25 protein-coding genes are annotated in these 22,610 nt (G+C 72.6%); 10 read left to right on the forward strand and 15 right to left on the reverse strand.

Going from position 1 to position 22,610, the window contains the following annotated elements; translation table 11 throughout:
* Window positions 1-207: 207 nt before the first annotated feature.
* Entirely contained in the window at window positions 208-1,419 is a 1,212-nt protein-coding gene (serB, locus tag K4G22_RS04030) for a phosphoserine phosphatase SerB (protein ID WP_228078276.1), read from the forward strand.
* A gap of 48 nt (window positions 1,420-1,467) precedes the next feature.
* Here serB and K4G22_RS04035 read toward each other — a convergent pair whose 3' ends face one another.
* The 4 genes from K4G22_RS04035 to K4G22_RS04045 all read right to left on the reverse strand — a co-directional run bounded on the left by K4G22_RS04035 (window position 1,468) and on the right by K4G22_RS04045 (window position 3,864).
* Complete coding sequence (locus K4G22_RS04035) at window positions 1,468-1,986, reverse strand: SixA phosphatase family protein (RefSeq protein WP_228078277.1); 519 nt, start codon at window positions 1,984-1,986, stop codon at window positions 1,468-1,470.
* Between the two features lie 94 nt (window positions 1,987-2,080).
* The gene (locus K4G22_RS04040) at window positions 2,081-2,263 is read right to left on the reverse strand and encodes a hypothetical protein (RefSeq protein ID WP_228078278.1); all 183 of its coding nucleotides are present in this window, start codon (window positions 2,261-2,263) and stop codon (window positions 2,081-2,083) included.
* 175 nt (window positions 2,264-2,438) lie between these two features.
* Window positions 2,439-2,555: an SGM_5486 family transporter-associated protein gene (locus K4G22_RS31600; protein ID WP_265590210.1), complete on the reverse strand. Its 117-nt coding sequence runs from the start codon at window positions 2,553-2,555 to the stop codon at window positions 2,439-2,441.
* Window positions 2,556-2,571: 16 nt separating this feature from the next.
* Entirely contained in the window at window positions 2,572-3,864 is a 1,293-nt protein-coding gene (locus K4G22_RS04045) for a CynX/NimT family MFS transporter (RefSeq protein ID WP_228078279.1), read from the reverse strand.
* A 75-nt stretch (window positions 3,865-3,939) separates the two neighbouring features.
* Here K4G22_RS04045 and K4G22_RS04050 point away from each other — a divergent pair, with 75 nt between their 5' ends.
* Window positions 3,940-4,605 carry a FadR/GntR family transcriptional regulator gene (locus tag K4G22_RS04050; RefSeq protein ID WP_228078280.1) on the forward strand — a complete coding sequence of 222 codons (666 nt, stop codon included), beginning with the start codon at window positions 3,940-3,942 and terminating at the stop codon, window positions 4,603-4,605.
* Window positions 4,606-5,546: 941 nt separating this feature from the next.
* Here K4G22_RS04050 and fabI read toward each other — a convergent pair.
* Both fabI and fabG read right to left on the reverse strand, forming a co-directional pair.
* Window positions 5,547-6,326, reverse strand: a complete 780-nt coding sequence (gene fabI / locus K4G22_RS04055; protein WP_228078281.1) for an enoyl-ACP reductase FabI — start codon at window positions 6,324-6,326, stop codon at window positions 5,547-5,549.
* Between the two features lie 2 nt (window positions 6,327-6,328).
* Window positions 6,329-7,048: a 3-oxoacyl-[acyl-carrier-protein] reductase gene (gene fabG / locus K4G22_RS04060; RefSeq protein ID WP_228078282.1), complete on the reverse strand. Its 720-nt coding sequence runs from the start codon at window positions 7,046-7,048 to the stop codon at window positions 6,329-6,331.
* A 318-nt stretch (window positions 7,049-7,366) separates the two neighbouring features.
* Here fabG and K4G22_RS04065 point away from each other — a divergent pair, with 318 nt between their 5' ends.
* The 5 genes from K4G22_RS04065 to K4G22_RS04085 all read left to right on the forward strand — a co-directional run bounded on the left by K4G22_RS04065 (window position 7,367) and on the right by K4G22_RS04085 (window position 12,606).
* Window positions 7,367-8,890 (forward strand): TldD/PmbA family protein, encoded by a 1,524-nt coding sequence (locus tag K4G22_RS04065; protein WP_228078283.1) that lies wholly within the window; start codon window positions 7,367-7,369, stop codon window positions 8,888-8,890.
* Entirely contained in the window at window positions 8,887-10,287 is a 1,401-nt protein-coding gene (locus K4G22_RS04070) for a metallopeptidase TldD-related protein (RefSeq protein WP_228078284.1), read from the forward strand. The genes K4G22_RS04065 and K4G22_RS04070 overlap by 4 nt, the downstream gene beginning before the upstream one ends.
* 55 nt (window positions 10,288-10,342) lie before the next feature.
* The gene (tyrS, locus tag K4G22_RS04075; RefSeq protein ID WP_228078285.1) at window positions 10,343-11,752 is read left to right on the forward strand and encodes a tyrosine--tRNA ligase; all 1,410 of its coding nucleotides are present in this window, start codon (window positions 10,343-10,345) and stop codon (window positions 11,750-11,752) included.
* A 49-nt stretch (window positions 11,753-11,801) separates the two neighbouring features.
* Window positions 11,802-12,137: a DUF3099 domain-containing protein gene (locus tag K4G22_RS04080; RefSeq protein ID WP_228078286.1), complete on the forward strand. Its 336-nt coding sequence runs from the start codon at window positions 11,802-11,804 to the stop codon at window positions 12,135-12,137.
* Between the two features lie 244 nt (window positions 12,138-12,381).
* The gene (locus K4G22_RS04085) at window positions 12,382-12,606 is read left to right on the forward strand and encodes a hypothetical protein (protein WP_228083939.1); all 225 of its coding nucleotides are present in this window, start codon (window positions 12,382-12,384) and stop codon (window positions 12,604-12,606) included.
* A gap of 411 nt (window positions 12,607-13,017) precedes the next feature.
* On the opposite strand, the gene moaA is transcribed toward K4G22_RS04085, so the two are convergent.
* A complete protein-coding gene (gene moaA, locus K4G22_RS04090) occupies window positions 13,018-14,004 on the reverse strand; it encodes a GTP 3',8-cyclase MoaA (protein WP_228078287.1) in 987 nt (328 codons plus the stop codon).
* Between the two features lie 181 nt (window positions 14,005-14,185).
* Between moaA and K4G22_RS04095 the strand changes: the two genes are divergently transcribed.
* Both K4G22_RS04095 and K4G22_RS04100 read left to right on the forward strand, forming a co-directional pair.
* Window positions 14,186-15,175 carry a DEDDh family exonuclease gene (locus K4G22_RS04095; RefSeq protein WP_228083940.1) on the forward strand — a complete coding sequence of 330 codons (990 nt, stop codon included), beginning with the start codon at window positions 14,186-14,188 and terminating at the stop codon, window positions 15,173-15,175.
* Window positions 15,176-15,200: 25 nt separating this feature from the next.
* The gene (locus K4G22_RS04100; RefSeq protein WP_228078288.1) at window positions 15,201-16,094 is read left to right on the forward strand and encodes an SURF1 family cytochrome oxidase biogenesis protein; all 894 of its coding nucleotides are present in this window, start codon (window positions 15,201-15,203) and stop codon (window positions 16,092-16,094) included.
* 23 nt (window positions 16,095-16,117) lie between these two features.
* On the opposite strand, the gene amaP is transcribed toward K4G22_RS04100, so the two are convergent.
* The 5 genes from amaP to K4G22_RS04125 all read right to left on the reverse strand — a co-directional run bounded on the left by amaP (window position 16,118) and on the right by K4G22_RS04125 (window position 18,593).
* On the reverse strand, window positions 16,118-16,714 hold the full coding sequence (amaP, locus tag K4G22_RS04105) for an alkaline shock response membrane anchor protein AmaP (protein WP_228078289.1): 597 nt from the start codon (window positions 16,712-16,714) through the stop codon (window positions 16,118-16,120).
* Between the two features lie 12 nt (window positions 16,715-16,726).
* Window positions 16,727-17,320 (reverse strand): DUF6286 domain-containing protein, encoded by a 594-nt coding sequence (locus K4G22_RS04110; protein ID WP_228083941.1) that lies wholly within the window; start codon window positions 17,318-17,320, stop codon window positions 16,727-16,729.
* Window positions 17,321-17,484: 164 nt separating this feature from the next.
* Complete coding sequence (locus tag K4G22_RS04115) at window positions 17,485-17,877, reverse strand: Asp23/Gls24 family envelope stress response protein (protein WP_228078290.1); 393 nt, start codon at window positions 17,875-17,877, stop codon at window positions 17,485-17,487.
* Window positions 17,874-18,068 carry a hypothetical protein gene (locus K4G22_RS04120; protein ID WP_228078291.1) on the reverse strand — a complete coding sequence of 65 codons (195 nt, stop codon included), beginning with the start codon at window positions 18,066-18,068 and terminating at the stop codon, window positions 17,874-17,876. The genes K4G22_RS04115 and K4G22_RS04120 overlap by 4 nt, the downstream gene beginning before the upstream one ends.
* A gap of 48 nt (window positions 18,069-18,116) precedes the next feature.
* Window positions 18,117-18,593 (reverse strand): Asp23/Gls24 family envelope stress response protein, encoded by a 477-nt coding sequence (locus K4G22_RS04125; protein WP_228078292.1) that lies wholly within the window; start codon window positions 18,591-18,593, stop codon window positions 18,117-18,119.
* 196 nt (window positions 18,594-18,789) lie between these two features.
* Between K4G22_RS04125 and K4G22_RS04130 the strand changes: the two genes are divergently transcribed.
* The gene (locus tag K4G22_RS04130) at window positions 18,790-19,554 is read left to right on the forward strand and encodes a nucleopolyhedrovirus P10 family protein (protein WP_228078293.1); all 765 of its coding nucleotides are present in this window, start codon (window positions 18,790-18,792) and stop codon (window positions 19,552-19,554) included.
* Window positions 19,555-19,563: 9 nt separating this feature from the next.
* Here K4G22_RS04130 and K4G22_RS04135 read toward each other — a convergent pair whose 3' ends face one another.
* The 3 genes from K4G22_RS04135 to K4G22_RS04145 form a co-directional block, all read right to left on the reverse strand.
* Complete coding sequence (locus K4G22_RS04135) at window positions 19,564-20,340, reverse strand: enoyl-CoA hydratase/isomerase family protein (protein WP_228078294.1); 777 nt, start codon at window positions 20,338-20,340, stop codon at window positions 19,564-19,566.
* Between the two features lie 88 nt (window positions 20,341-20,428).
* A complete protein-coding gene (locus K4G22_RS04140; protein ID WP_062211015.1) occupies window positions 20,429-20,650 on the reverse strand; it encodes a helix-turn-helix domain-containing protein in 222 nt (73 codons plus the stop codon).
* Window positions 20,651-20,962: 312 nt separating this feature from the next.
* On the reverse strand, window positions 20,963-22,561 hold the full coding sequence (locus K4G22_RS04145) for an ABC-F family ATP-binding cassette domain-containing protein (RefSeq protein WP_228078295.1): 1,599 nt from the start codon (window positions 22,559-22,561) through the stop codon (window positions 20,963-20,965).
* Window positions 22,562-22,610: the final 49 nt, after the last annotated feature.

The following is a 22,610-nucleotide window of genomic DNA, read 5'->3' on the forward strand; positions in this document are numbered from 1 at the left end:
ATGGTTGAACATCGTTGGGGAACTATTCCAGGCTCGGGCTCGAAACGGGAAGTCGCCCCCCGAAAGTCACCAAGCTGTCGCGAAGCGTGGGCTTCGCCGTGACGTTCGAGAGGCTTTCGAGGGTGTTCGCGCCGGTCGCGCCGGGGTGTCCGGCAGCCGGACCGTGGCGCCGCCGGCGCGCGGCGAGCCGCTAACGTTGGCCTCACCATGACCTCCGAACACACGGCTGACCAGGAAACCCCGACGCTGCTGGTGAAGATCTTCGGCAGGGACCGACCGGGGCTGACAGCTGGTCTCTTCCGCACATTGGCCACCTTCCAGGTGGATGTGATCGACATCGAGCAGGTGGTCACCCGGGGACGGATCACGCTCTGCGCCCTCGTCCGCCAGCCGCCGGGGAACGGCGGCGAGGGGGGGCTGAGAGCCACGGTGCACGCCTGGGCCGAGGGCGCCGGGCTGTCCGCCGAGATCATCTCCGGCACGGGCGACAACCCGTCGCGCGGCACCGGGCGCAGCCATGTGACGGTGCTGGGCAACCCGTTGACGGCCTCGACCACGGCGGCGGTGGCCGCGCGGATAGCGGCCACTGGCGGCAACATCGACCGGATCTACCGGCTGGCCAAGTACCCGGTCACCGCCGTGGAGTTCGACGTGTCGGGGGTGCCGACGGAGGCGCTCCGCACGGCGCTGGGCAAGGAGGCGGCGGCCAGCGGCGTCGACATCGCCGTGGTGTCGTCGGGCCTCCAGCGCCGGGCGCCGCGCCTGGTGGTGATGGACGTGGACTCCACGCTGATCCAGGACGAGGTGATCGAGCTGTTCGCCGCCCACGCGGGCTGCGAGGAGCGGGTCGCCGAGGTGACGGCCGCCGCGATGCGCGGCGAGTTGGACTTCGAGCAGTCCCTGCACCAGCGGGTGGCGCTGCTGGCCGGGCTCGACGAGTCGGTGATCGACAAGGTGAGGTCCGAGGTCCGGCTCACCCCCGGCGCCAGGACCCTGATCCGCACGCTGAAGCGGCTCGGCTGCCAGGTGGGCGTGGTCTCCGGCGGGTTCACGCAGGTCACGGACGCGCTGCGGGAGCACCTCGGTCTCGACTTCGCCGCGGCCAACACCCTTGAGGTGGTCGACGGGAAGCTGACCGGACGGGTCACGGGCGAGGTCGTGGACCGCCCGGGGAAGGCCACGCTGCTGCGCCGGTTCGCGGCCGAGGCGGGGGTGCCGCTCTCCCGGACGGTGGCCATCGGGGACGGCGCCAACGATCTGGACATGCTGAACGCGGCGGGCCTCGGGGTGGCGTTCAACGCCAAGCCGCTGGTCCGCGAGGCCGCGCACACGGCCGTCACGGTGCCGTTTCTGGACACCGTGCTCTATCTGCTGGGCATCACCAGGGAAGAGGTGGAGGCGGCGGACGCTCACGGCTGAGCGGCGGGCCCGGTCGGTCGGCCTGGTCCGTGCCCTGGTCGTGCGGCGTCAGTCGTGCGGCGTCCAGAACGCGCTCAGCCGGGCCACGCCCGGTTCCACGGACTTCCACGGGGTGGTCAGGGTCAACACGGCCTGGCCCGACGTGGGGTAGCCGCTGGCGTTCATCCGGGCGCGGGTGTCGCCCTCGGAGGTGGCGGCGAGCAGGTCGGCGAGGGCGTGGGTGGTCGGGTTGTGGCCGACCACCAGGAGATCCCTGACCGCTTCGTCCACCTCGTTGATCACGGCGATCACCTCGCCGGGGGACGCCTCGTAGAGCCGCTCGTCGTAGGCGGTCTTCGGCCGCCTGGTCAGCTCGGAGGCATAGAGCTTCCACGTCTCGCGGGCGCGCACCGCGGTGGAGCAGAGGGTCAGGTCGGGGGTGACGCCGGCCCCCGCCAGCCACAGTCCGGCGGTGCGGGCGTCATGACGGCCCCGCTCGGCGAGCGGCCGGTCGTGGTCGGCGACCTCGGGCCAGTCGGCTTTGGCGTGTCGGAGAAGAACGATCCTGCGGGCAACTTCGACGCTCATGTGCCCCAGCTTCGCACGAAACGCGCCGGTGGGCGCGGGTCGTTGGGCATCGGCGCGACGCCGGGCCGGCAACGTCCGCCGCGGGGCCGGATCGTCAGAGCAGGGCCGAGTGGACGTGCTCCAGGATCCTGGTGACCGGCTCCAGGCCCGTGGCGGTCTCGTTCGGGCCGCCCGAGGTGAGCAGCGCGAGAAGCGCGACGAAGACGGCGACCGGCAGGGCGACCGCCCACCAGCGCAGGCGGATCTCGTGGTCGGCGGACTGGGCGCGAGCGGTCATGGCGCGGTCTCCATCCGTGGGGCGCGGGAGCGGCACGAGTCCGCCGGTTGCGGGGGCCTTTCGCGATGACCACGAATCTACGGACCGGGAGACGTCCGGCCCATCCGGTGAGCCACCCAGTCGTCCCTGAACCCAACCCCCTAGGGGATGGTGGGGCCAGCCCCACCCCTCCGGGTCAGGGCGAGGCGACAGTGGCGATCACACCGATCACGACGGTGATGGCGAGCATGGCTCCCAGGATCAGCAGCAGGGAGCGTTGGCCGTTGCGGGGGTTCGGATCGAGCGCTGGCATGGCACCAGTCTCGCACTCAGTGACCGTCCTCCACACAGCGGTCCCGGCCGGCGAGAACGCCGCAGGTGACCTGGGCCAGCAGCAGGCAGGTCATCAGCAGCAGCGGAGCGTCCCAACCGCCGGTCGCCTCGTTGAGCGCGCCGACCAGCAGCGGTCCCGGCACGGACAGCAGATAGCCGATGCTCTGCGCGAAGGCGGAGAGTCGGATCACCCCAGGCCCGGTGCGGGTGCGCAGGCCGATCATCACCAGCGCCACCGTGAAGGCGGAGTTCCCGACGCCGAGCAGCACGGCCCACAGCCAGGCGCCGGTGGCCGGCGCCAGCCAGAGACCCGCGTAACCGGCCAGCGCGCACAGGCCGATGGCGATCACCAGCGGAGCCTGGCTGCGCAGCCGGGTCGCGATGGGCGGGATGAGGAAGCTCAACGGCGCGCTCAGGCCCATGACGAGGGCCAGCAGCAGGCCGGCGGTGCCGGCGGAGACCCCGGCGTCGCGGTAGATCTGTGGGAGCCAGCCCATGATGATGTAGGCGGCGGTGGCCTGGAGGCCGAAGAACACGGCCAGCGCCCAGGCGGTGCGGGAGCGCAGCATCCTGGGCGGCGGGGTGGTGGTGGCGGTGGCCTGCTCGCCGACGCGGTCCCGCCCGGCGGCGCGTCTCCTGGTGCGCAGCAGCAGAACGGCCCAGGGGATGAGCGCGAGCGCGGCCAGCACGGCCCAACCGGCCAGGCCGGCCCGCCAGTTGCCGCCCACCGCGCGGGAGAGCGGGATGGTGCAGGCGGCGGCTGCCGAGGTGCCGATGGCCAGGCCCATGGAGTAGAGACCGGTGAGCAGCCCGATCCGGTCCGGGAAGAAGCGTTTGACCAGCACCGGCATCAGCACGTTGCCCACCGCGATGCCGCCCAGGGCCAGCGCGCTGGTGGCCAGGAAGACGACGGTGTTGCCGGCCAGCGCGCGCAGGCCGAGGCCCGCGCTGATCGCGCACAGCCCGAGCACCACGACGCGGACGGGCCCGAAGCGGCCGGCGAGCCGGGGCGCGGTGAAGCCGAAGACGGCGAAGCAGAGCGCGGGCACGGAGGTGAGCAGGCCGGCGACGGTGGCGTTCATCCCCAGGTCGTGGCGGACCTCGGCGAGGACGGGACCGAGGCCCGAGATGGCGGGACGGAGGTTGATGGCGGTGAGCACCAGCGCGAGCGCGATCAGCCAACGGCCGGCGGTCGCCGAGGCCGTACCCCGCCCGGGCTGGCCGGGCTGTGGTCGTTCGGTGACCGCGGAGGCTCGGCGCAGAGTACGGTCAGTCCGCGTGGGTCCCATGAACCTCATCATAGAATCATGGGATGAATCCTCGTTCACGGTCTGAGCCAGTGGACGACGGCATCGGGGAGAGTCATGTCACTGACCGCGCCGCGTCGCGCAGCGTTGGCGGACCAGGTGATCGGCCAGCTGCGCCTGCAGATCACCTCGGGCGAGTGGCCCGTCGGGTCACGCATTCCGACGGAGCCCGAACTGGTCGAACAGCTGGGGGTGGCCAGGAACACGGTGCGCGAGGCGATCAGGGCGCTGGCGCACAACGGGCTGCTGGACATCCGTCAGGGCTCGGGCACCTATGTGGCCGCGACCAGCGAGCTGGCCGGTGTGATGCACCGCAGGTTCGCCGGGGCGCAGGCCAGGGACGTCGCGGAGGTGCGCAGCACGCTGGAGGCGTCCGCCGCCCGGCTCGCCGCGCGGCGCCGAACGCCGCGCGAGCTACGGCAGTTGGAGACCCTGCTGGCCCGCAGGGAGGCGGCCTGGGCCACCGGCGACGTCGAACGCTTCGTCGAGGCGGACGCGACGTTCCACATGGCCGTGGTGCAGACCTCGCACAACGAGGTGCTGACGGCGCTCTACGCCGATCTGGGCGCCGTCGTCAGGGCGTTTTTGCGCCATGATGTGGGCGACGAGCTGCGCCCGGCCGACCACGTCGACCACGGCCGCCTCCTCACCGCCATCCGCGCCGCCGACGCGGAGACGGCTGCCGCCGAGGCGGGCTCCTACGCCCTCGTCTGCCACCGCTGAGCGGAGTCCCGGGCCGCGTCCCGGCCCGGGACCAGCCCAGCCCGAACACGGACCGAACGCCCCCCGAGCCGCGAGGGACCGCCCGCTGACCGCAGGCGGCCGGGGGCCCGCCGTCTGTCCCACGGGACGGGCACCTGCCGCGCGGCGGCCGGCCACCTGGAGCGGGTGGGCCGAACACCGACCGCACGGGCCGGGCCCGGCGGAGGCGGCCCGGGGGCCCGCCGTCTGTCCCACGGGGTGCGCCCCGGCCAGGCATCGGCCCGTGCACCGGGTGCATGCGAGCGGCCGGGCCCCGCCGGCAGAACGCCGGGCACCTGGAGCGGGTGGGCCAAACGCCGACCGCACGGGCCGGGACCGGCGGAGGCGGCCGGGGGCCCGCCGTCGTGGGGATCTTCGCGGACAGCGAGCGGCTCCCCCAGCCCGGCGGTCGCAAGGCCCCAAGGGCCTGCTCGTACTCCCCCGGACTTCGTCCGGGAGGTGCCCCGGGTCCCCCGGACGACGTCTGGGGGAAGCACGAGCCCGCGAGATTCCGAACGACGCGCCCCAGTCCACGGACCGAACACCGACCGTTGACCGCACGGATCGGGCCCCGGTGTCTGTCCCACGGGGTGCCGTGTGAACGGCCGGGCGCCGCCGGCGAATAACGCCGGGCACCTGGAGCGGATGGGCCGAACACCGACCGCTGACCGCACGGGTCGAGAGCCCCGGCGTCTGTCCCACGAGGTCCGTGTGAACGGCGGGGCGCCGTCGGCAAGACGGGCCCGCTGTCCGGATGGGGGGCGGTCCCGGGCGTGTGTCCGGGCGGGCGTCCACCGGGGCGAGCGCCTGTGACGGGGCTCAGGCGCGATCCGCCCCCGGGCGGAGCCCCGTGGAACGCGACACCCCCCGGCGGGCCGGGGGGTGGTGGCGGTCAGGCCGGGTGCGCGGGCACGCGACCCGCCTCAGGCCCCCATCATGTGGACACCGCCGTCGACGTGGACGATCTCGCCGGTGGTCTTGGGGAACCAGTCCGACAGCAGCGCCGCAACGCCACGCGCCGCGGGCTCGGGGTCGGCGAGGTCCCAGCCGATCGGGGCGCGGCCGTCCCACACGTCGGCCAGCTCCTCGAAGCCCGGGATGGACTTCGCCGCCATCGACTTGATCGGGCCGGCGGAGACCAGGTTGACCCGGATGTTCCGGTCTCCCAGGTCCCGCGCCAGGTAGCGGCAGGTGGCCTCAAGGGCGGCCTTGGAGACGCCCATCCAGTCGTACTTGGGCCAGGCGACCTGGGCGTCGAAGTTCATGCCGACGACCGATCCGCCGCGCTGTTCGAGCAGCGGCAGCAGGGCGACCGTCAGCGACTTCAGGGAGTACGCGGAGACCTCGACGGCGGTGGCGACCGAGTCCCACTCCGTGTGGAGGAAGTTGCCGCCGAGCGCGTCCTGCGGGGCGAACGCGATGGAGTGCACCACGCCGTCCAGACCGACGCCCGCGCCGAAGTGTTCGGTGACCTGGTCGGCGAGCCCCGCGAGGTGCTCCTTGTTCTGCACGTCGAGCTCGATCACCGGGGCGGGCTTGGGGAGCCGCTTGGCGATGCGCTGCACCAGGGAGAGCCTGCCGAACCCGGTGAGCACCACCTCGGCGCCCTCCTGCTGGGCCAGCCTGGCGGTGTGGAAGGCGATCGAGGAATCGGTGAGAACGCCGGTGACCAGGATCCGCTTGCCCGCGAGAAGTCCACTCATGCTCAGTGACCCATGCCCAATCCGCCGTCAACGGGAATGACGGCTCCAGTGATGTACGCGGCTTCCTCCGAGGCCAGGAAACGCACGGTGGCCGCGATCTCCTCGGCGGCGCCGTAGCGGGCCAGCGGGATCTTCTCGACGATGGCGTCGCGCTGGCTCTCGGTGAGTTCCCTCGTCATGTCCGTGTCGATGAACCCCGGCGCGATCACGTTGCAGGTGATGCCGCGCGAGCCCAGCTCCCTGGCCAGGGAGCGGCCGAAGCCGACGAGGCCGGCCTTGGAGGCCGCGTAGTTGGCCTGCCCGGCCGAGCCCAGCAGCCCGACCACCGACGAGATCAGCACGATGCGGCCGGAACGGGCCCGCAGCATGCCGCGGGCCGCGTGCTTCACCACCCGGAAGGTGCCGGTGAGGTTGGTGTCGAGGACGGATGTGAAGTCCTCCTCGGACATCCGCAGCAACAACTGGTCGCGGTTGACGCCGGCGTTGGCCACCAGCACCTCGACCTTGCCGTGCGCCGTCTCCACCTCCTTGTAGGCCTGCTCCACCTGCTCAGGCTCGGTGATGTCGCACCTCACCGGCAGACACCCCAGGTCCACCAGCTCCTTCGGCGGTTCGCCGGAGCGGTAGGTGATCGCGACCTTGTCACCCGCCTCGGCCAGGGCGCGCGCGATGGCAAGGCCAAGACCGCGGTTGCCTCCGGTCACCAGTACCGAGCGGCTCAAGGGACCACCTCTTTCGTGTTCGTGTGCTTTCGACAACGCTAGACCCTCGGCCACCTCGCGCGACAACCGAGGCATGACAGCCGGGGCCCCGTCCGGCTGTGGGATCCCAACAGCCGGCCCGGCTCCCCCGTCGGCGACTCCGCACCGCACCGGCGGTGGAAACACCTTGGCCCAGGCCACGTTGACGACAATGATCACCCTGTTGGTGCGTCCGCTCACCAACGCGCCGGGTAGGGCTCGGGGGTGACCCCCTCGGGGCGGGCGGGCCGACGAGGCCCGCCCGGACGGGCCCGGCATCGGGCCAGGACAGGAGACACCGTGACCAGAACCATCGATCCAGCGTTTCTCGCGCTACCACTACGTCCGTTGGCCGACGCCGCCCTGGCGAGGGCGCGGGCGTTGGGCGCCGATCACGCGGACTTCCGTCTTGAGTCGGTGCGCAGCGCCCGTTGGTCGCTGCGGGACGCCCGTCCTTCCGGGGCGGCGTCCGCCACGACCACGGGGTACGCGGTGCGCGTGGTGCACGGCGGGAGTTGGGGGTTCGCCGCCGGGGTGGATCTGACGATGGACGGCGCGGCGCGGGTGGCGGCGCGGGCCGTCGCCATGGCGAAGCTCTCGGCGCGGGTCACGGCGGCGTCCGGGTCCGCCGAGCGGGTGGAGCTGGCCGACGAGCCGTCGCACGGCGAGCGGACGTGGATCTCCTCCTACGAGACCAACCCGTTCGACGTTCCGGACGCGGAGAAGATCGAGCTGCTCGCGGACTTCAGCGGGCGGCTGCTGGCCGGGGACGGCATCAGCCATGTGGACGCCCAGCTCTGGGCCGTCCAGGAGAACAAGTTCTACGCGGACACCGCCGGCACGGTCACCACCCAGCAGCGGGTGCGCCTCAACCCCGGGCTCACCGCCACGTCGGTGGACGGGGCGACGGGCCGGTTCGACACCATGTCCACGCTGGCGCCGCCGGTGGGGCGCGGCTGGGAGTACCTGACGGGCACCGGCTGGGACTGGGACGACGAACTGGCCAGGATGCCCGAGCTGTTGGCCGAGAAGATGGCCGCGCCCTCGGTGACCCCGGGGCCGCTCGACCTGGTGATCGACCCGACCAACCTGTGGCTCACCATCCACGAGTCGATCGGTCACGCCACCGAGTTGGACCGCGCGCTGGGCTACGAGGCGGCCTACGCCGGCACCTCGTTCGCCACCCCCGACCAGCTGAACACGCTGCGCTACGGCTCCGAGGTGATGCGGGTCACCGGCGACCGCACCGTCGAACACGGCCTGGCGACCACGGGCTTCGACGACGAGGGGGTCGCCGCCCAGTCGTGGGACCTGGTCAGGGACGGCGTCCTGGTCGGGTACCAGACGGACCGGCGCACCGCGGCGCTCACCGGCGCCGACCGGTCCACCGGATGCGCCTTCGCCGACTCACCCTCGCATGTGCCGCTGCAACGTATGGCGAACGTGTCGCTCCAGCCCGACCCGGCGGGGCCGAGCACGGAGGAGCTGATCTCCCGGGTCGAAGAGGGCGTCTACGTGGTGGGCGACGGCTCCTGGTCGATCGATATGCAGCGCTATAACTTTCAATTCACCGGACAACGCTTCTTCCGGATCGCGAACGGGCAACTGGCAGGCCAGCTGCGGGATGTCGCCTATCAGGCCACCACCACGGACTTCTGGGGCTCGATGGAGGCCGTGGGCGGCCCCGACACCTATCTCCTGGGCGGCTCCTTCATGTGCGGCAAGGCCCAACCCGGCCAGACCGCGGCCGTCTCGCACGGCTGCCCCTCGGCGCTGTTCCGCTCCGTCAACGTTCTCAACACCACGCAGGAGGCCGGCCGATGACCGTCAGCAGACCGCAGGAGATCATCGAGCGCGCGCTGGCGCTGTCCGAGGCCGACGGGATGGTGGTGATCGCCGACGAGCACAGTTCGACCAATCTGCGGTGGGCCGGCAACACCCTCACCACCAACGGCGTCACCCGGGGCAGTCAGCTGACGGTGATCGCCACCGTCCAGGGGGCGACCGGCGTGGCCGCCGGGGTGCTGTCCCGTTCGGCGGTCAGGGACGAGGAGTTGGCGGAGCTGGTCCGGGCCGCCGAGCACGCGGCCCGCCAGTCCCCGTCGGCCGAGGACGCCCGTCCGCTGGTCGAGGGCGGCGAGCCGAGCCCGGACTTCGCCGCGCCGCCGGCCGAGACCTCGTCCGAGGTGTTCCGGGAGTTCGCCCCCGCGTTGGGCGAGACCTTCGCGCGCGCGGCGAGCGAGGGCAGGGAGCTGTTCGGCTTCGCCGAACACCAGGTGGTCTCCAGCTACCTGGGGAGTTCGACGGGGCTGCGGCTGCGGTACGACCAGCCGACCGGGCATCTGGAGCTGAACGCCAAGTCGGACGGACGCAGGCGTTCCTCCTACGGCAACGCGCCGACCCGTGACTTCTCCGATGTCGACATCGCCGCGCTGGACGCCGCGCTGGCGCAGCGGCTCGCCTGGGCCGAGCGCACCATCGACCTGCCGCCGGGCCGGTACGAGACGCTGCTGCCGCCCACCTCGGTGGCGGACCTCACCATCTACCAGCACATGACCACCGAGGCACGCCGCAGCCACGAGGGCCGCACCGTCTTCAGCCGGCCCGGCGGCGGCACCCGGGTCGGGGAGCGGCTGACCCAGCTGCCGTTCACCCTCTCCAGCGACCCGAGGGCCGAGGGCCTGACGGCCACGCCGTTCGTGCTCTCCCGCTCGTCGACCGACTCCTTCTTCGTGGGCAACTCCGTCTTCGACAACGGCCTGCCGCTGGAGCGCACCGACTGGATCGCCGAAGGGGTGCTGCGCTCGCTGCCCACCACCCGGCACACCGCCGAGCTGACGGGGCTGCCGCTGGCCCCGGTGATCGACAACCTGACGCTGGACGCCGGCGGCACCCGGACGCTGCCCGAGCTGGTCGCCGACACCGAGCGCGGCCTGCTGGTCACCTCGCTCTGGTACATCCGCGAGGTGGACCCGAAGAACCTGCTGCTCACCGGCCTGACCAGGGACGGTGTCCTCCTGGTCGAGAAGGGCGAGGTGGTCGGGCAGGTGAACAACTTCCGCTTCAACGAGTCGCCGGTCGACGTCCTCGCCCGGGCCACCGAGGCCGGCCGCACCGAGCGGACCACCTCGCGCGAGTGGGGCGACTACTTCCCGCGCGTGGCGACGCCGGCACTGCGGGTGCCCGAGTTCCACATGAGCTCCGTGAGCCCGGGAGTCTGACCCTCGTAGAATCGGCTCCCGTCCCTCGACGACACACGACTGGCAGGACTACGAAGTGACACGCCTCGGCGATTCCGTTCAGCGCGCCAGTGCGCTGCTGGCACAGGACCTCTCCTCCGACTCCACCGTCCGGCAGCTGCTGGAGGAGGCGGGGACGCGGCGTTATCTGGACCTGACCGATCTGTCGTCCGGGGAGCAGGCGGAGCTGATCGCGGCCCGCGCGGTCGAGGTGCTGCCGTCGGCGGAAGCGCTGGCGAAGCGGATCGAGACCGCGCGGGCGGCGGGGCGCGGGCTGCGCGTCAAGCTGGGCATCGACCCGACCGGCTCCGACGTGCACCTGGGCCACGCGGTGCCGATGACGGTGCTCAGCCGGTTCCAGCGGATGGGCCACGAGGTGACGCTGCTCATCGGCGACATCACGGCCAAGATCGGCGACCCCTCGGGGCGTTCGGCCGAGCGCCCCCCGCTGACCGACGAGGACATCGCGCGCAACCTGGCCAGCTACGGCGACCAGGTGCGCCCGTTCTTCAACTTCGACGAGGTGCGGGTCCGGCACAACAGCGAGTGGCTGGCGGGGGTGACGCTCCCCCGGCTGATCGGGATGCTGGCCCAGGTGCCGGCGTCCTCGCTGCTCCAGCGCGACGACTTCAGGACCCGCCTGGAGGGCGGCCACGGGCTGACCATGTCGGAGCTGATCTACCCGGTGGCGATGGCGATCGACTCCGTCGAGATCGACGCCGATGTCGAGCTGGGCGGCGTGGACCAGCTGCTCAACATGCAGATGGGCCGCCGGCTGATGGAGGTCCACGGCCTCACCCCGCAGCTGGTCGTCGGCATGCCGCTGATCGAGGGCACCGACGGCTCGGGCGCCAAGATGTCGAAGTCCAAGGACAACTACGTGGGCCTGGCCTCGCCGGCCGGCGAGGTCTTCGGCAAGATCATGTCCATTCCCGACCGGCTGATGGACCCCTACCTGCGGGCCTGGACGGAGTGGACGGACGCGGAGCTGGCCCTGGTCAACGGCCGGTTGGCGGACAACTCGCTGCATCCGATGGATCTGAAGAAGCTGCTGGCCGCCGAGGTGGTCGCCGCGCTCCACGGGGTGGAAGCGGCGATGGCGGCCCGCGACGCGTTCACCGCGCAGTTCTCCCGCCGGAGCTTCGCCGACGTGGCGAGCCTGCCCGAGCTGTCGCTCGCCGAGCACGGCGCGGAGACGGTCGCCACCGTCCTCACCAAGGTGCTGGAGTTCACCCCGAGTGCCTCCGCCGCCCGCCGGCTGGCGAAGCAGAACGGGCTGCGGCTGGTCCTTGAGGGCGCCGACGGGCAGCGGACCGAGGTGCTGCCCGAGGCGGACGCGCTGCGCCCGCTGGCCGAGGTGGTCGCCGAGCGGACCGGCGCCCTCGCCGAGACGCCCGGGAACCTCTATCTCAAGGCCGGCAGGAAGCTCGCCCAGCTGCTGGGGTGAGTCCGGCCACGCCACGGTGGTGGCGTACGTTGGGGCGGGGTGATGTGAGATGGCGCGCCGACGCGATGACGAGGAAAACTCCACGGTCTACCGGATCACCGGTGCCCGGCAGAGTCTGGACGAGGACGTACGGGGGCGACAGCGTCGCTATCTCGTGGCCATGGTGATCCGCACCATCGCGGTGCTGCTGACCGCGCTGCTGTGGAACGTCAGCCTTCCGCTGGCGGTCGTCACGCTGGCGCTGGGCGTCACCCTTCCCTATATCGCCGTGGTGATCGCCAACGCGGGCCGGGAGAACGTGCCGTCGCTGCCCTCCGCGCTCGCCGCCCCCTCCGCGACGAGGGCGTTGCCGCCCTCGCAACAGGAAGCGCAGAAGCGGAGTTGATGCTTCCGGACGGCGATCTGGAAGTCGGCTCAGATCAATTGGGTCATTCCCCTGCAATGACCACCCGCACGCGTGTCATACTTCAAGGGCGCTCCGTATCCCCCGTCGGAGCGACAGAACGACGCCGGGCGGCTCCCCCCGTGGCTGCCCGGCGTCGATCATGTTCCGACACCAGTCAGCGTCTTGATCGCGTGGGCGGTATCACCGTATCTGAAGGACTTGGGTGGTTTCCGTGACGAACGCGATGAACGAGCCGGCCGCAACGGAGCTGATCTGCTCGGCCAAGGGGTGCCGCCTGCCGGCCGTCTGGGTCCTCGCGTGGAACAACCCCAAACTCCACACCCCCGACCGCCGCAAGACCTGGCTCGCCTGCGACGAGCACCGCGAATACCTCTCGCGCTTCCTCAGCCTCCGCGACTTCCTCAAGGCCGTCGTCCCCCTGACCGACTGGCAAGCCACCGGCCGTTAGCCACGGCGCCCGCCGCCCGCGCTGGCCGCTGCGCGCGACGGCGTCAGCCACGGAGGCAGGGCCCAGGCCCGCGCTGCGCGCGGGGCGGCATTGGCAGCACGTCGGGAGTGCGGGCCGCGGCCCGGCCGCGCTGGCCGCTGCGCGCGGCAGCGTCAGCCACGGGGCGGGAACCCGCCCTCGCTGCGCGCGGGGTGCGGGCAGCACTTGACGCTGCCCGCGGGGCAGGAACAGGGCCCGTAGGCCGCCGCGCGGAGCGCGACCACCGCCACGGCGTCGGCCACCCGCAGGACGAACGCGGGCAAGAACAAGGCCCGTAGACCGCCGCTAGACCGCCGCGCGGAGCGCTGGCGGCTTGGGGCGGCGTCCGGCCGGCGCGCCGCTAGGCGCACAGCGAAGCGACCCGCACAACGGTCAGCCGCCGATGGCGGACATGGGGCGGGGGGGTTGGGCGAAGGTGGTGGGGGCGTCCAGGCCGGAGCCGGCCTTCTTGCCCCACATCGCGCGGCGCCACAGCTCCGCCAGCTCCGCGTCGTCCGCGCCCTCGCGCAGCGGCCCGCGCAGATCGGACTCCTCGTGCGCGAACAGGCAGTTGCGCACCTGACCGTCGGCGGTCAGCCGGGTGCGGTCGCAGGCCGAGCAGAACGGCCTGGTGACCGAACCGATCACGCCGACCCGCCCCGGGCCGCCGTCCACCAGCCACCGCTCGGCCGGTGCGGAGCCCCGGCCGTCCTCGGGGGTGAGGGTGAACCTGGTCCGCAGCGAGCGCAGCACCTCGTCCGCCGTGATCATCTTGTCCCGCTGCCAACCGTGTTGGGCGTCCAGCGGCATCTGCTCGATGAAGCGCAGCTCGTACTCGTGCTCAAGGGCCCAGGCCAGCAGCTCGGGCGCCTCGGTGTCGTTGACGCCGGGCAGGAGCACGCTGTTGACCTTGACGGGGGTGAGCCCGGCGGCCTTCGCGGCGGCGAGGCCGCGCAGCACGTCGCCGTGGCGCCGGCGGCGGGTGATCCGCTGGAAGACCTCCGAACTGAGCGTGTCCAGGGAGACGTTGACCCGATCGAGCCCCGCCTCGCGCAACGCGTCGGCCGTGCGCTCCAAGCCGATGCCGTTGGTGGTGAGGGAGAGCCGGGGCCGGGGCGTCAACGCGGCGATGCGCTCCACCACCGAGACGAGACCGGGCCGCAGCATCGGCTCCCCGCCGGTGAAGCGGACCTCCGTGACGCCCAACTCCCCCACCGCGACACCCACCAGCCGGACGATCTCGTCGTCGGTGAGCAACTCCGGCTTGGCCAGCCAGGCGAGGCCCTCCTCCGGCATGCAGTAGGTACACCGCAGGTTGCACCGATCGGTGAGCGAGACCCGGAGATCGGTGGCCACTCGGCCATGGGTGTCGAGCAACATCGCGGCGCCTCCGCCTGGTGGGGAGCAGATGTCTGGCAGCGTACGTCACAGCTGTGACAGCGGGTCGGCCCCAGCGTCCCGACGGACCGTGGGACGTCCCAACTCCGGGGCGGACGAAGGGCACTGTCGGTGCCGGCCCGTATCCTCTGGGACCATGCTCGAAGACCACCACCAGGCGCCCATGGTCGACCTCCCCCTCCCCAGGACCTCCGACGAGGGGTCATGGCCCGAGGGCTACCCGTCGGGGTACGCCGTGGTGGACGTCGAGACCACGGGTCTCGCCAGCCACGACCGGATCGTGTCCGCCGCCGTCTACCGGCTGACCGCCAGGGGTGAGGTGGAGGACAGCTGGTACAGCCCGGTCAATCCGCAGCGCGATCCAGGGCCCACCTGGATCCACGGGCTGACGTCCGAGATGCTCGCCGACGCGCCGCTCTTCGGGGAGGTCGCGGAGGAGCTGGCCGAGCGGCTGGCCGGCCGGGTGCTGGTGGCGCACAACGCGGTCTTCGACTGGGCGATGCTGGCCAGGGAGTTCGCCAGGGTGGAGCGGACGCCGCCGGTCCGGCAGCGGCTGTGCACGATCCGGCTGGCCAAGGAGTTGGCCCTGCCGCTGCCCAACCACAAGCTGGAGACGCTCGTCGGGTACTTCGGGGTGACGCAGCGCCGGGCGCACCACGCGCTGGACGACGCCCGGGTGTTGGCCGAGGCGTTCCGGCCCAGCCTTGAGCGGGCCGCCGGCCTCGGCCTGCCGCTGCCGCTGCATGTGTGCCGCCCGATCACCGAGTGGGCCACCGGCCAGCCGGCGTCCCGTTCCGGTCCCGTCCGCTCGGGCGAGGCGTGGCGTGGCGGCTGGCGGCCGAGCCGCAGGCGGCCGGTCTGCCCCTATCCCAACCCGGGGCGGTACGAGCCGGGCGGGCGGCTGCGGCAGGGCATGCGGGTGGCCTTCTCGGGGGACACCTCGGTGGATCGGGAGCTGCTGGAGGACCAGGCGCAGGAGGCCGGTCTGCATGTGGCGACGAGCGTCTCCCGGCTGACCAGCCTGCTGGTCACCAACACCCCCGAGGTCGCGACCAGCAAGGTGGCCAGGGCCCGCGCCCATGGCACGCCGGTCCTGGACGAGGCGGCGTTCACCCACCTGCTGCGCGATGTGGCCCCGGCGAAGGAGGGGTGACCGCCTTCGGGTAGCGTCAGCGGCTGTGTACCGGTTTCTGCTGTCCCGGCAGTGGGTGTCCCTCACCCTGATCGCGCTGCTCCTGATCCCGTCCATGATCTGGCTCGGGTTCTGGCAGATGGATCGCCATGACCAGAGAGTGGCGCGCAACGATCTGATCGCCGCCAGTCTGTCGGCCGATCCGGTGCCCATGGCGGAGCTGACCTCCCTGGACGCCGGCCCCGCGGCCGACGACCGCTACCGCCGGGTGACCGCGACGGGCTCCTACGATCCGGCGTTCCAGGTGCTGGTGCGGCAGCGCACCAACGACGACGGCGCCATGGGGTACCACGTGCTGACCCCGCTGCTCCAGGACGACGCGCCGGCGGTGCTGGTGAACCGGGGCTGGATCCCGGCCGGCAACGATCCGACGCGGGCGCCCGAGGTGCCCGAGCCGCCGAGCGGGCAGATCACCGTGACGGGTCGGCTGATGGCCGACGAGACCACGGGCAACAGCGGCATCAAGGACAAGTCCGGGCTGCCCGACGGCATGGTGATGCTGATCAACAGCGACCAGCGGGAGGCCGATCTCGGCCAGCCGATGCTGGGCGGCTATCTGGAGCTGACGGAGACCGCCCCGCCGGACGAGGCCGAGCCGGCGCTGGAGCTGCTCCCGGAGCCGGACCACACGGGCATCGGGGCGCACTTCGCCTATGCCATCCAGTGGTGGCTCTTCACGGCCGGCGTTCCCGTCGGCTGGTTCCTGCTGCTGAGGCGCGATCGCAACGACGCCGCCGAGCAGGCCGCCAAGGAGGCCAGGGCCGCCGCGGGGCCGAAGCCGGGCCCGGGCGGCAAGGACGGCCGGGACGGCCGGGAGGAGCCGGCCGCCGAGGAGAAGCAGCCCAGCGGTCCCAGGGACAACGTGTCCACCTCCGCCTGAGCGCCACACGCCCGGCCGGGCCGTCAACTGACGCGTTCGGGCCCGTGCTTGGCGGCCCGCAGCCGTGCCTCGGCCGGCAGCGCCGAGAGCCCGGAGGAGACGCGGGCGTGCTCGACCGCCTCGGCGCGCAGCCGGCGGACGGCCTCGTCGGGCCGCGCCTGGGGCGCCAGCGAGAGCCCCACCTCGGCGCGCGGCTGGTCGCGGCGGCCGACCAGGGCCACCCGGGCCCGGTCCACGCCCGGCAGGGCCTCCGCCTCGGCGGCCACCACCTCCTCCAGCGCGCGCCCGCGCAGCAGCGCGCCGACGCCGTCGCCGCTGTCGACCAACACCTCGGAGAGCCGCTGCCTGCGCAGCTGCGCGAGCAGCCAGCACAGCGCCAGCAGGACCAGCAGCGCGAGGACGCCGATCACCACCGGCCACCACCAGCCGGCGTCCCGGTGCCGGACCCGGTCGGCGGCGCTGAGCAGCACGGACTCGGGGGTCCGCCAGGTCCACCAGGAGGGTGGGGTGAAGCCCCAGCGGCTCGGCAGGTCGAGGGTGCCGACGAGCACCGCGAGACCGAGGCAGAACAGCGTGCAGCCGGCGGCGGCCAGCAGCACCCGATTGACGATGCGCAACATCACTGCCCCATCTCAGCGTTTGGTGGGACGGCGGACGAAGACGGCCAGCGCCGGTCGGCGCGCCAGCCCGAGGTCCCTTATGCCGTCGTCGAGCACCGCGTCCAGATCGGACCTGACCACGTCGAGTTCGCGGAAGTGCGCCTGGGCCCACACCCTGATCCTGCGGCGTCCCACGATCACCCGGACGGTGCGCACGCCGGAGACGTTCAACGCCCGGTCGCGCAACACCACCGCGGCAGCCGCGCGTTCGATGCCGGCGCGCATCTCGGGTCCGTCCTGGCGCATCGGCAGCAGCCGGCGCAGCCCGGGGGTGACCGCGAGCACGACCAGCCAGACGCCCAGCAGCAGCGCCGCCACGGCGCCGGCGACGATCCAGGCGTCGTCGAGCTGCCTGGTGGCCAGCTGGTCGGCCAGGTCCCGCCGCCAGCCGGCGGCGGGACGGTCGGCGCGCACCGAGGCGATGTCGTAGAGCAGCAGCCCGGCGGCGGCCAGCACGACGGCGGCGACCAGCGCGGCCGGCAGCCGTCGCTCCGACCAGAAGCGGTCGGCCGGGCCGTCCTCCTCGGCGCGCGGCTCGTAGCGGGCGGTGGAGGTGGACTGGCGCATGCCCCCGGTCTCGTCGTCCGGCTCCGGCGGGTCCGGCGGCTGGTCCGTTCCGTCCTTGTCGAGGCCTTTGTCGAGGGAGACGCGCTGCTCGTCGCCCGGCTCCGGCTCGCCCACCAGGGTGGCCTTCCGTTCGTTCCTGGGCCGGCGGTCGGCGTGGCGGGGGCTCATCGGAGCCTCCCCGAGCCCTCGCCGTCCAGGGCGGTCGAGTGCAGCCGCTCGACGGCCACCGCCACGTCCCCGACCTCCATGCTCGCCAACTCCCCGATGCGCCTGGCCACCTGGCGGCGTACCGCGCCGCACTGGGAGCCGATGTCGGAGGGGTAGGCCAGCTCCACGGCGACGCGGACGCTGGCGATCCCCCCGCTGCCGTCGCCGCCCGAGGGGCGACGCACCACGGCCGAGGCGTGCGGGCCCCCGTTCTTGCGGCGCGGTGGCTGGGCCTTCGACTCGGCGCGCAGGGCCTCCCTGGCGGCCTGGGTGGCCAGCTTGGCCACCACCCGCTCGGCGATCCGCGTCACGCCGCGTTCCCTGGCGGGAACCACCTGATCCACCGTCATCGCCGCCGGTCGCCGCCGCGCTCCCGGACCCGGAAGATGTCCCCGGGCTCCAGATCGCCGTCCAGGAAGCGCCCGGCGACGAAGCCGATCGCGCCCAGCGCCGCCACCAGCAGGAAGGCCGCGAACCCGCCGAAATACCCGGCGAAGCCCAGGCCCATGCCGGCGATCATGCCGATCATGGCCATGCTCATCTCGTACTCCTTCGCCTCAGCGGCCTGGTGACGCCGGCCGCCCGGTGCCTACTGCAACGGGGGCCGTTCCTCGTCGTCTTCCTCGTCATCGGGCAACTTCACGTCGACGACGTTGATGTTGACCTCGACGACCTCCAGGCCGGTCATCCGCTCGACGGCGACGATGACGTTCTCCCGTACGGTACGGGATACCTCGGCGATGGAGACGCCGTACTCGACCACGATCTCCAGGTCCAACGCGGTCTGCACCTCGCCGACCTCGGCCTTGACGCCCCGGGTGACGGACTTGCCGCCGCCCGGCACGCGGTCCCTGACGGCGCCGAAGGTGCGGGCCAGCCCGCTGCCCATGGCGTGTACGCCGACCACGTCGCGGGTGGCCATGCCGGCGATCTTGGCGACCACCCCGTCGGCGATGGTGGTACGTCCTCTGGTGGCTGGGTCTCCGGTGCCTCGGCGGGTGCCGAGCGCCTTCTCCGATGTCTCGGTGCCCTGCTCCGTACCGTGCTCCGCGGTGGTGTCGGTCACTGTGCCTTCGCCCCTTTCCGAGCCGCAGTCACGCCCGCTGCTCCTTCGCCACACTATGCTCGGCCGCCCTTCCGGCCCTCTCGCGCGCCCCCCGAACGGGTGGCACGCCTGGGCCGGCTGACGCCGACTCCTAGGGGATGCTGTACCCACCCACGGCCGGTTGAGTACGGACAGGTTAGACGGAAGGCGGGAACGCATGGGCGGCGACGGGGTGTTGGACGCGGTGCGGCGGCAGCTGGGCCTGGGCAGGCTGCTGCCGCTGGGCGGAACGGCCGGCCGGGGCTACTGGCTGACGGAACGGGCGGCGCGGGCGGCGTTGCTCCGCGCGGTCGACGTCGCGCTGCCGATGGCGCGGCTCGACGAGCTGAGGCTGGCGCCGGCCGACCCCGCCGCACAGGAGTCCCAGGAGTCCCAGGAGCCCGCGGAGCCGGTGCCGGGCCCGCCGGGCGCGCTGCCGTCCGGGCCGCTGCGGATGACCGCCGCCGTCGCCGCCTACCCCGCGCTGCCGCTGCCCGAGCTCGTCCGACGGCTGCGTGCCACCCTCGCCGGGGTGGCGCGGGAGCGGCTGGGGCTCGATCTGGTGGCCGTGGACGTGGAGGTGACCGAGCTGTTGGGGGCGGCGCCCGAGCCGACGGCGCCCGGACGCGAGCCGCCCTCGCCCCCCGACGCGTTCGGCTCGGGCGGCCCCGGCGCGGACGCGGTGACCGACGCGGTGGTGGGGGTGGCCGGGGTGCGGGAGCTGTCCTCGGCCCTGGACGGGTGGTTGGGCGCCGTGCGGGTGACCGACGAGGCCGAGCCGCCGTCCCGACTGGTGCGGCTCCAGCTGGTGGTGGAAGGGGAGCGGGCGCTGCCGGCGGTGCTGGCCGAGGTCGGCGACGCGGCGGCCAGGGCGGCGGCCTCCTCGGGCGGGCCGGCGCCGGGGCCCGCCCGGGTGGCCGTGCTGGTCACCGGGATCGCCTGACCGGCCGGGTCAGCTCTCGGCCACCAGATCGGCCAGCCGGCGGCCCTGCGCGGCGCGTTCGGCGGCGCGCTGGGTGTCGTAGTCGTTGCGGGTGGCGGCGCGCAGCAGGGCCTTGGTCTCGATCACCGCGTCGCGGGGCGCGGCCAGCAGGGCGGCGGCCAGGTCGTCGGTCGCCGCGGCCAGCTCCTCGCCGGGGACGACCAGGTTGGCCAGCCCGATGCGCTCCGCCTCGGCGGCGCGCACGGCGCGGCCGGTGGCGCAGATCTCCAGGGCCCTGGCGTAGCCGACCAGTTCGACCAGCGGGTGGGTGCCGGTCAGGTCGGGGACCAGGCCCAGGCTGGTCTCGCGCATGGCGAACTGCGCGTCCTCGGCGCAGACGCGCAGATCGCAGGCGAGGGCCAGCTGGAAGCCGGCGCCGATGGCATGGCCTCGCACCTCGGCGACGGAGAGCAGGTCGGGGCGGCGCCACCAGGTGAACGCCTCCTGGTAGCCGGCGATGGTGGCGTCCAGCTCGGCTTCGGGGTAGCGAGCCAGGTCGAAGAGGGAGAGCTGTCCTTCGATGCCCTCCGGGGTGAGGGCACGTCGGTCGAGGCCGGCGGAGAAGGAGACTCCCTCGGCGCGCAGCACGACGACCCTGATGTCGCCGGTCAGCCTTCGCCCGGTTTCGGCGAGGGCCCGCCACATCGCGGGGGTCTGCGCGTTGCGCCGTTCGGCGTTGGTGAGCGTGACGGTCGCCACGGCGTTGTGGACGGTGACACGCACACCGTCCCGGTCGAGCAGGCTCATCGGGCCTCCGCTCGTTACTCGGCAGTAGTTCCGCCTCGCAGGGTAACGACCGGCCCCGGTGCCCGACCATGCGGGTGGGGTGTGGTGGTCAGGCGGTGGTGGACTTCTTGCCTCGGGTGGCGCCGCCACGACCGCGCAGGGTGACGTCCGCCTCGCTCAGCATCCGATGCACAAAGCCGTACGACCTGCCGGTCTCCTCGGCCAGCGCGCGGATGCTGGCACCCGACTCGTACTTCCGCTTCAGGTCTGCCGCGAGCTTCTCGCGCGCGGTGCCGGTCACCCGGCTGCCCTTCTTCAGAGTCTCGGCCACTCGTGCCTCCTCATGCGAAGTGCGCTCTGGACTCTCATGATCACCCCTATCCGGCTTCCTGGCCACCCATTCGTAGCGGTCCGTACGACAAACGGATCGGCGGGGCTCCCGCGAGGTGGGTGGGCCGGCACCGGACCGGAGCGCGAAGGCGCAGGTCAGCGCGGGTCGCCGCCGGGCGCTGGAGGTCGGTGGTGGCAAGGGTGAGCCCGGCGCTTCGACACGCCGGGCTACGACCGCACTCACTCAGATGAATGATCAACCATGGGCCGAATGATCCACCGGGAGTGATCACATTCGGTGGATCCGCCGCGCTCAGGCGAGCGCCACCAGATCCGCGTAGTCGGCGCTCCAGAGGTCCTCGACGCCGTCGGGGAGCAGGATGATCCGCTCCGGCTGGAGCGCGTCGACCGCGCCCTCGTCGTGGGTGACCAGCACCACGGCCCCGGTGAAGTTGCGCAGCGCGCCGAGGATCTCCTCGCGGCTGGCCGGGTCGAGGTTGTTGGTGGGCTCGTCCAGGAGCAGCACGTTGGCCGACGACACCACGAGCGTGGCCAGCGCCAGCCGGGTCTTCTCGCCGCCGGAGAGCACCCCGGCCGGCTTGTCCACGTCGTCGCCGGAGAAGAGGAACGAGCCAAGCGTCTTGCGCACCTGCACCAGATCGAGATCGGGGGCGGCGCTGCGCATGTTCTCCAGCACGGTGCGGCTCGGGTCGAGCGTCTCGTGCTCCTGCGCGTAGTAGCCGAGCTTGAGCCCGTGTCCCGGGGTGACCTGGCCGGTGTCGGGCTTCTCGACGCCGGAGAGCAGCCGCAGGAGCGTGGTCTTGCCGGCGCCGTTGAGGCCCAGGATCACCACGCGGGAACCCTTGTCGATGGCCAGCGAGACATCCGTGAAGATCTCCAGCGAGCCATAGGACTTGGACAGCCCCTCGGCGGTGAGCGGGGTCTTGCCGCAGGGCGCCGGATCGGGGAAGCGGAGCTTGGCGACCTTGTCGTCCTGCCGCTGCTCCTCAAGGCCGGCGAGCAGGCGTTCGGCGCGGCGGGCCATGTTCTGCGCGGCGACGGCCTTGGTGGCCTTGGCGCGCATCTTGTCCGCCTGGGAGTTGAGCGCCGCGGCCTTCTTCTCGGCGTTGGCGCGCTCCCGCTTGCGCCGCTTCTCGTCGGCCTCGCGCTGCACCTGGTACCGCTTCCAGCCCATGTTGTAGACATCGATCTGGGCGCGGTTGGCGTCGAGGTAGAAGACCTTGTTGACGACGGTCTCGACCAGCTCGATGTCGTGGGAGATGACCACCAGGCCGCCCCGGTAGGTCTTCAGGAAGTCCCGCAGCCAGGCGACCGAGTCGGCGTCGAGGTGGTTGGTCGGCTCGTCGAGGAGCAGCACGTCGGCGTCGGAGAAGAGGATCCTGGCCAGCTCGACCCGGCGCCGCTGGCCGCCGGAGAGGGTGTGCAGCGGCTGGCCGAGCACCCGGTCGGGGAGGCCGAGGCTGGCCGCGATGGTGGCGGCCTCGGCCTCGGCGGCGTAGCCGCCCTTGGTGAGGAACTCCGTCTCCAGCCGCTCGTACTTGCGCATCGCCCGCTCGCGGGTGGCGCCCTGGCCGCCGGCCATGCGGTTCTCGTTCTCCCGCATGCCGCGCAGGACAGTGTCCAGGCCGCGGGCGGAGAGGATGCGGTCACGGGCCAGCACGTCGAGGTCGCCGGTGCGCGGGTCCTGGGGGAGGTAGCCGACCTCGCCCGAGCTGGTGACGGTGCCGCCGGCCGGGGTGCCCTCGCCGGCCAGACACTTGGTGAGGGTGGTCTTGCCGGCGCCGTTGCGGCCGACCAGGCCGATGCGGTCGCCTCTGGCGATGCGGAACGACGCGTGTTCGATGAGGACGCGGGCTCCGGCGCGCAACTCGATGCCGGTGGCGGTGATCATGGACAGACTCCAGGTGCGGAATGTGTGGGCAGGGGTCGGATCAGCGCTT

It is taken from the genome of Streptomyces profundus (assembly GCF_020740535.1).
Classification (GTDB): Bacteria; Actinomycetota; Actinomycetes; order Streptomycetales; family Streptomycetaceae; genus Streptomyces; species Streptomyces profundus.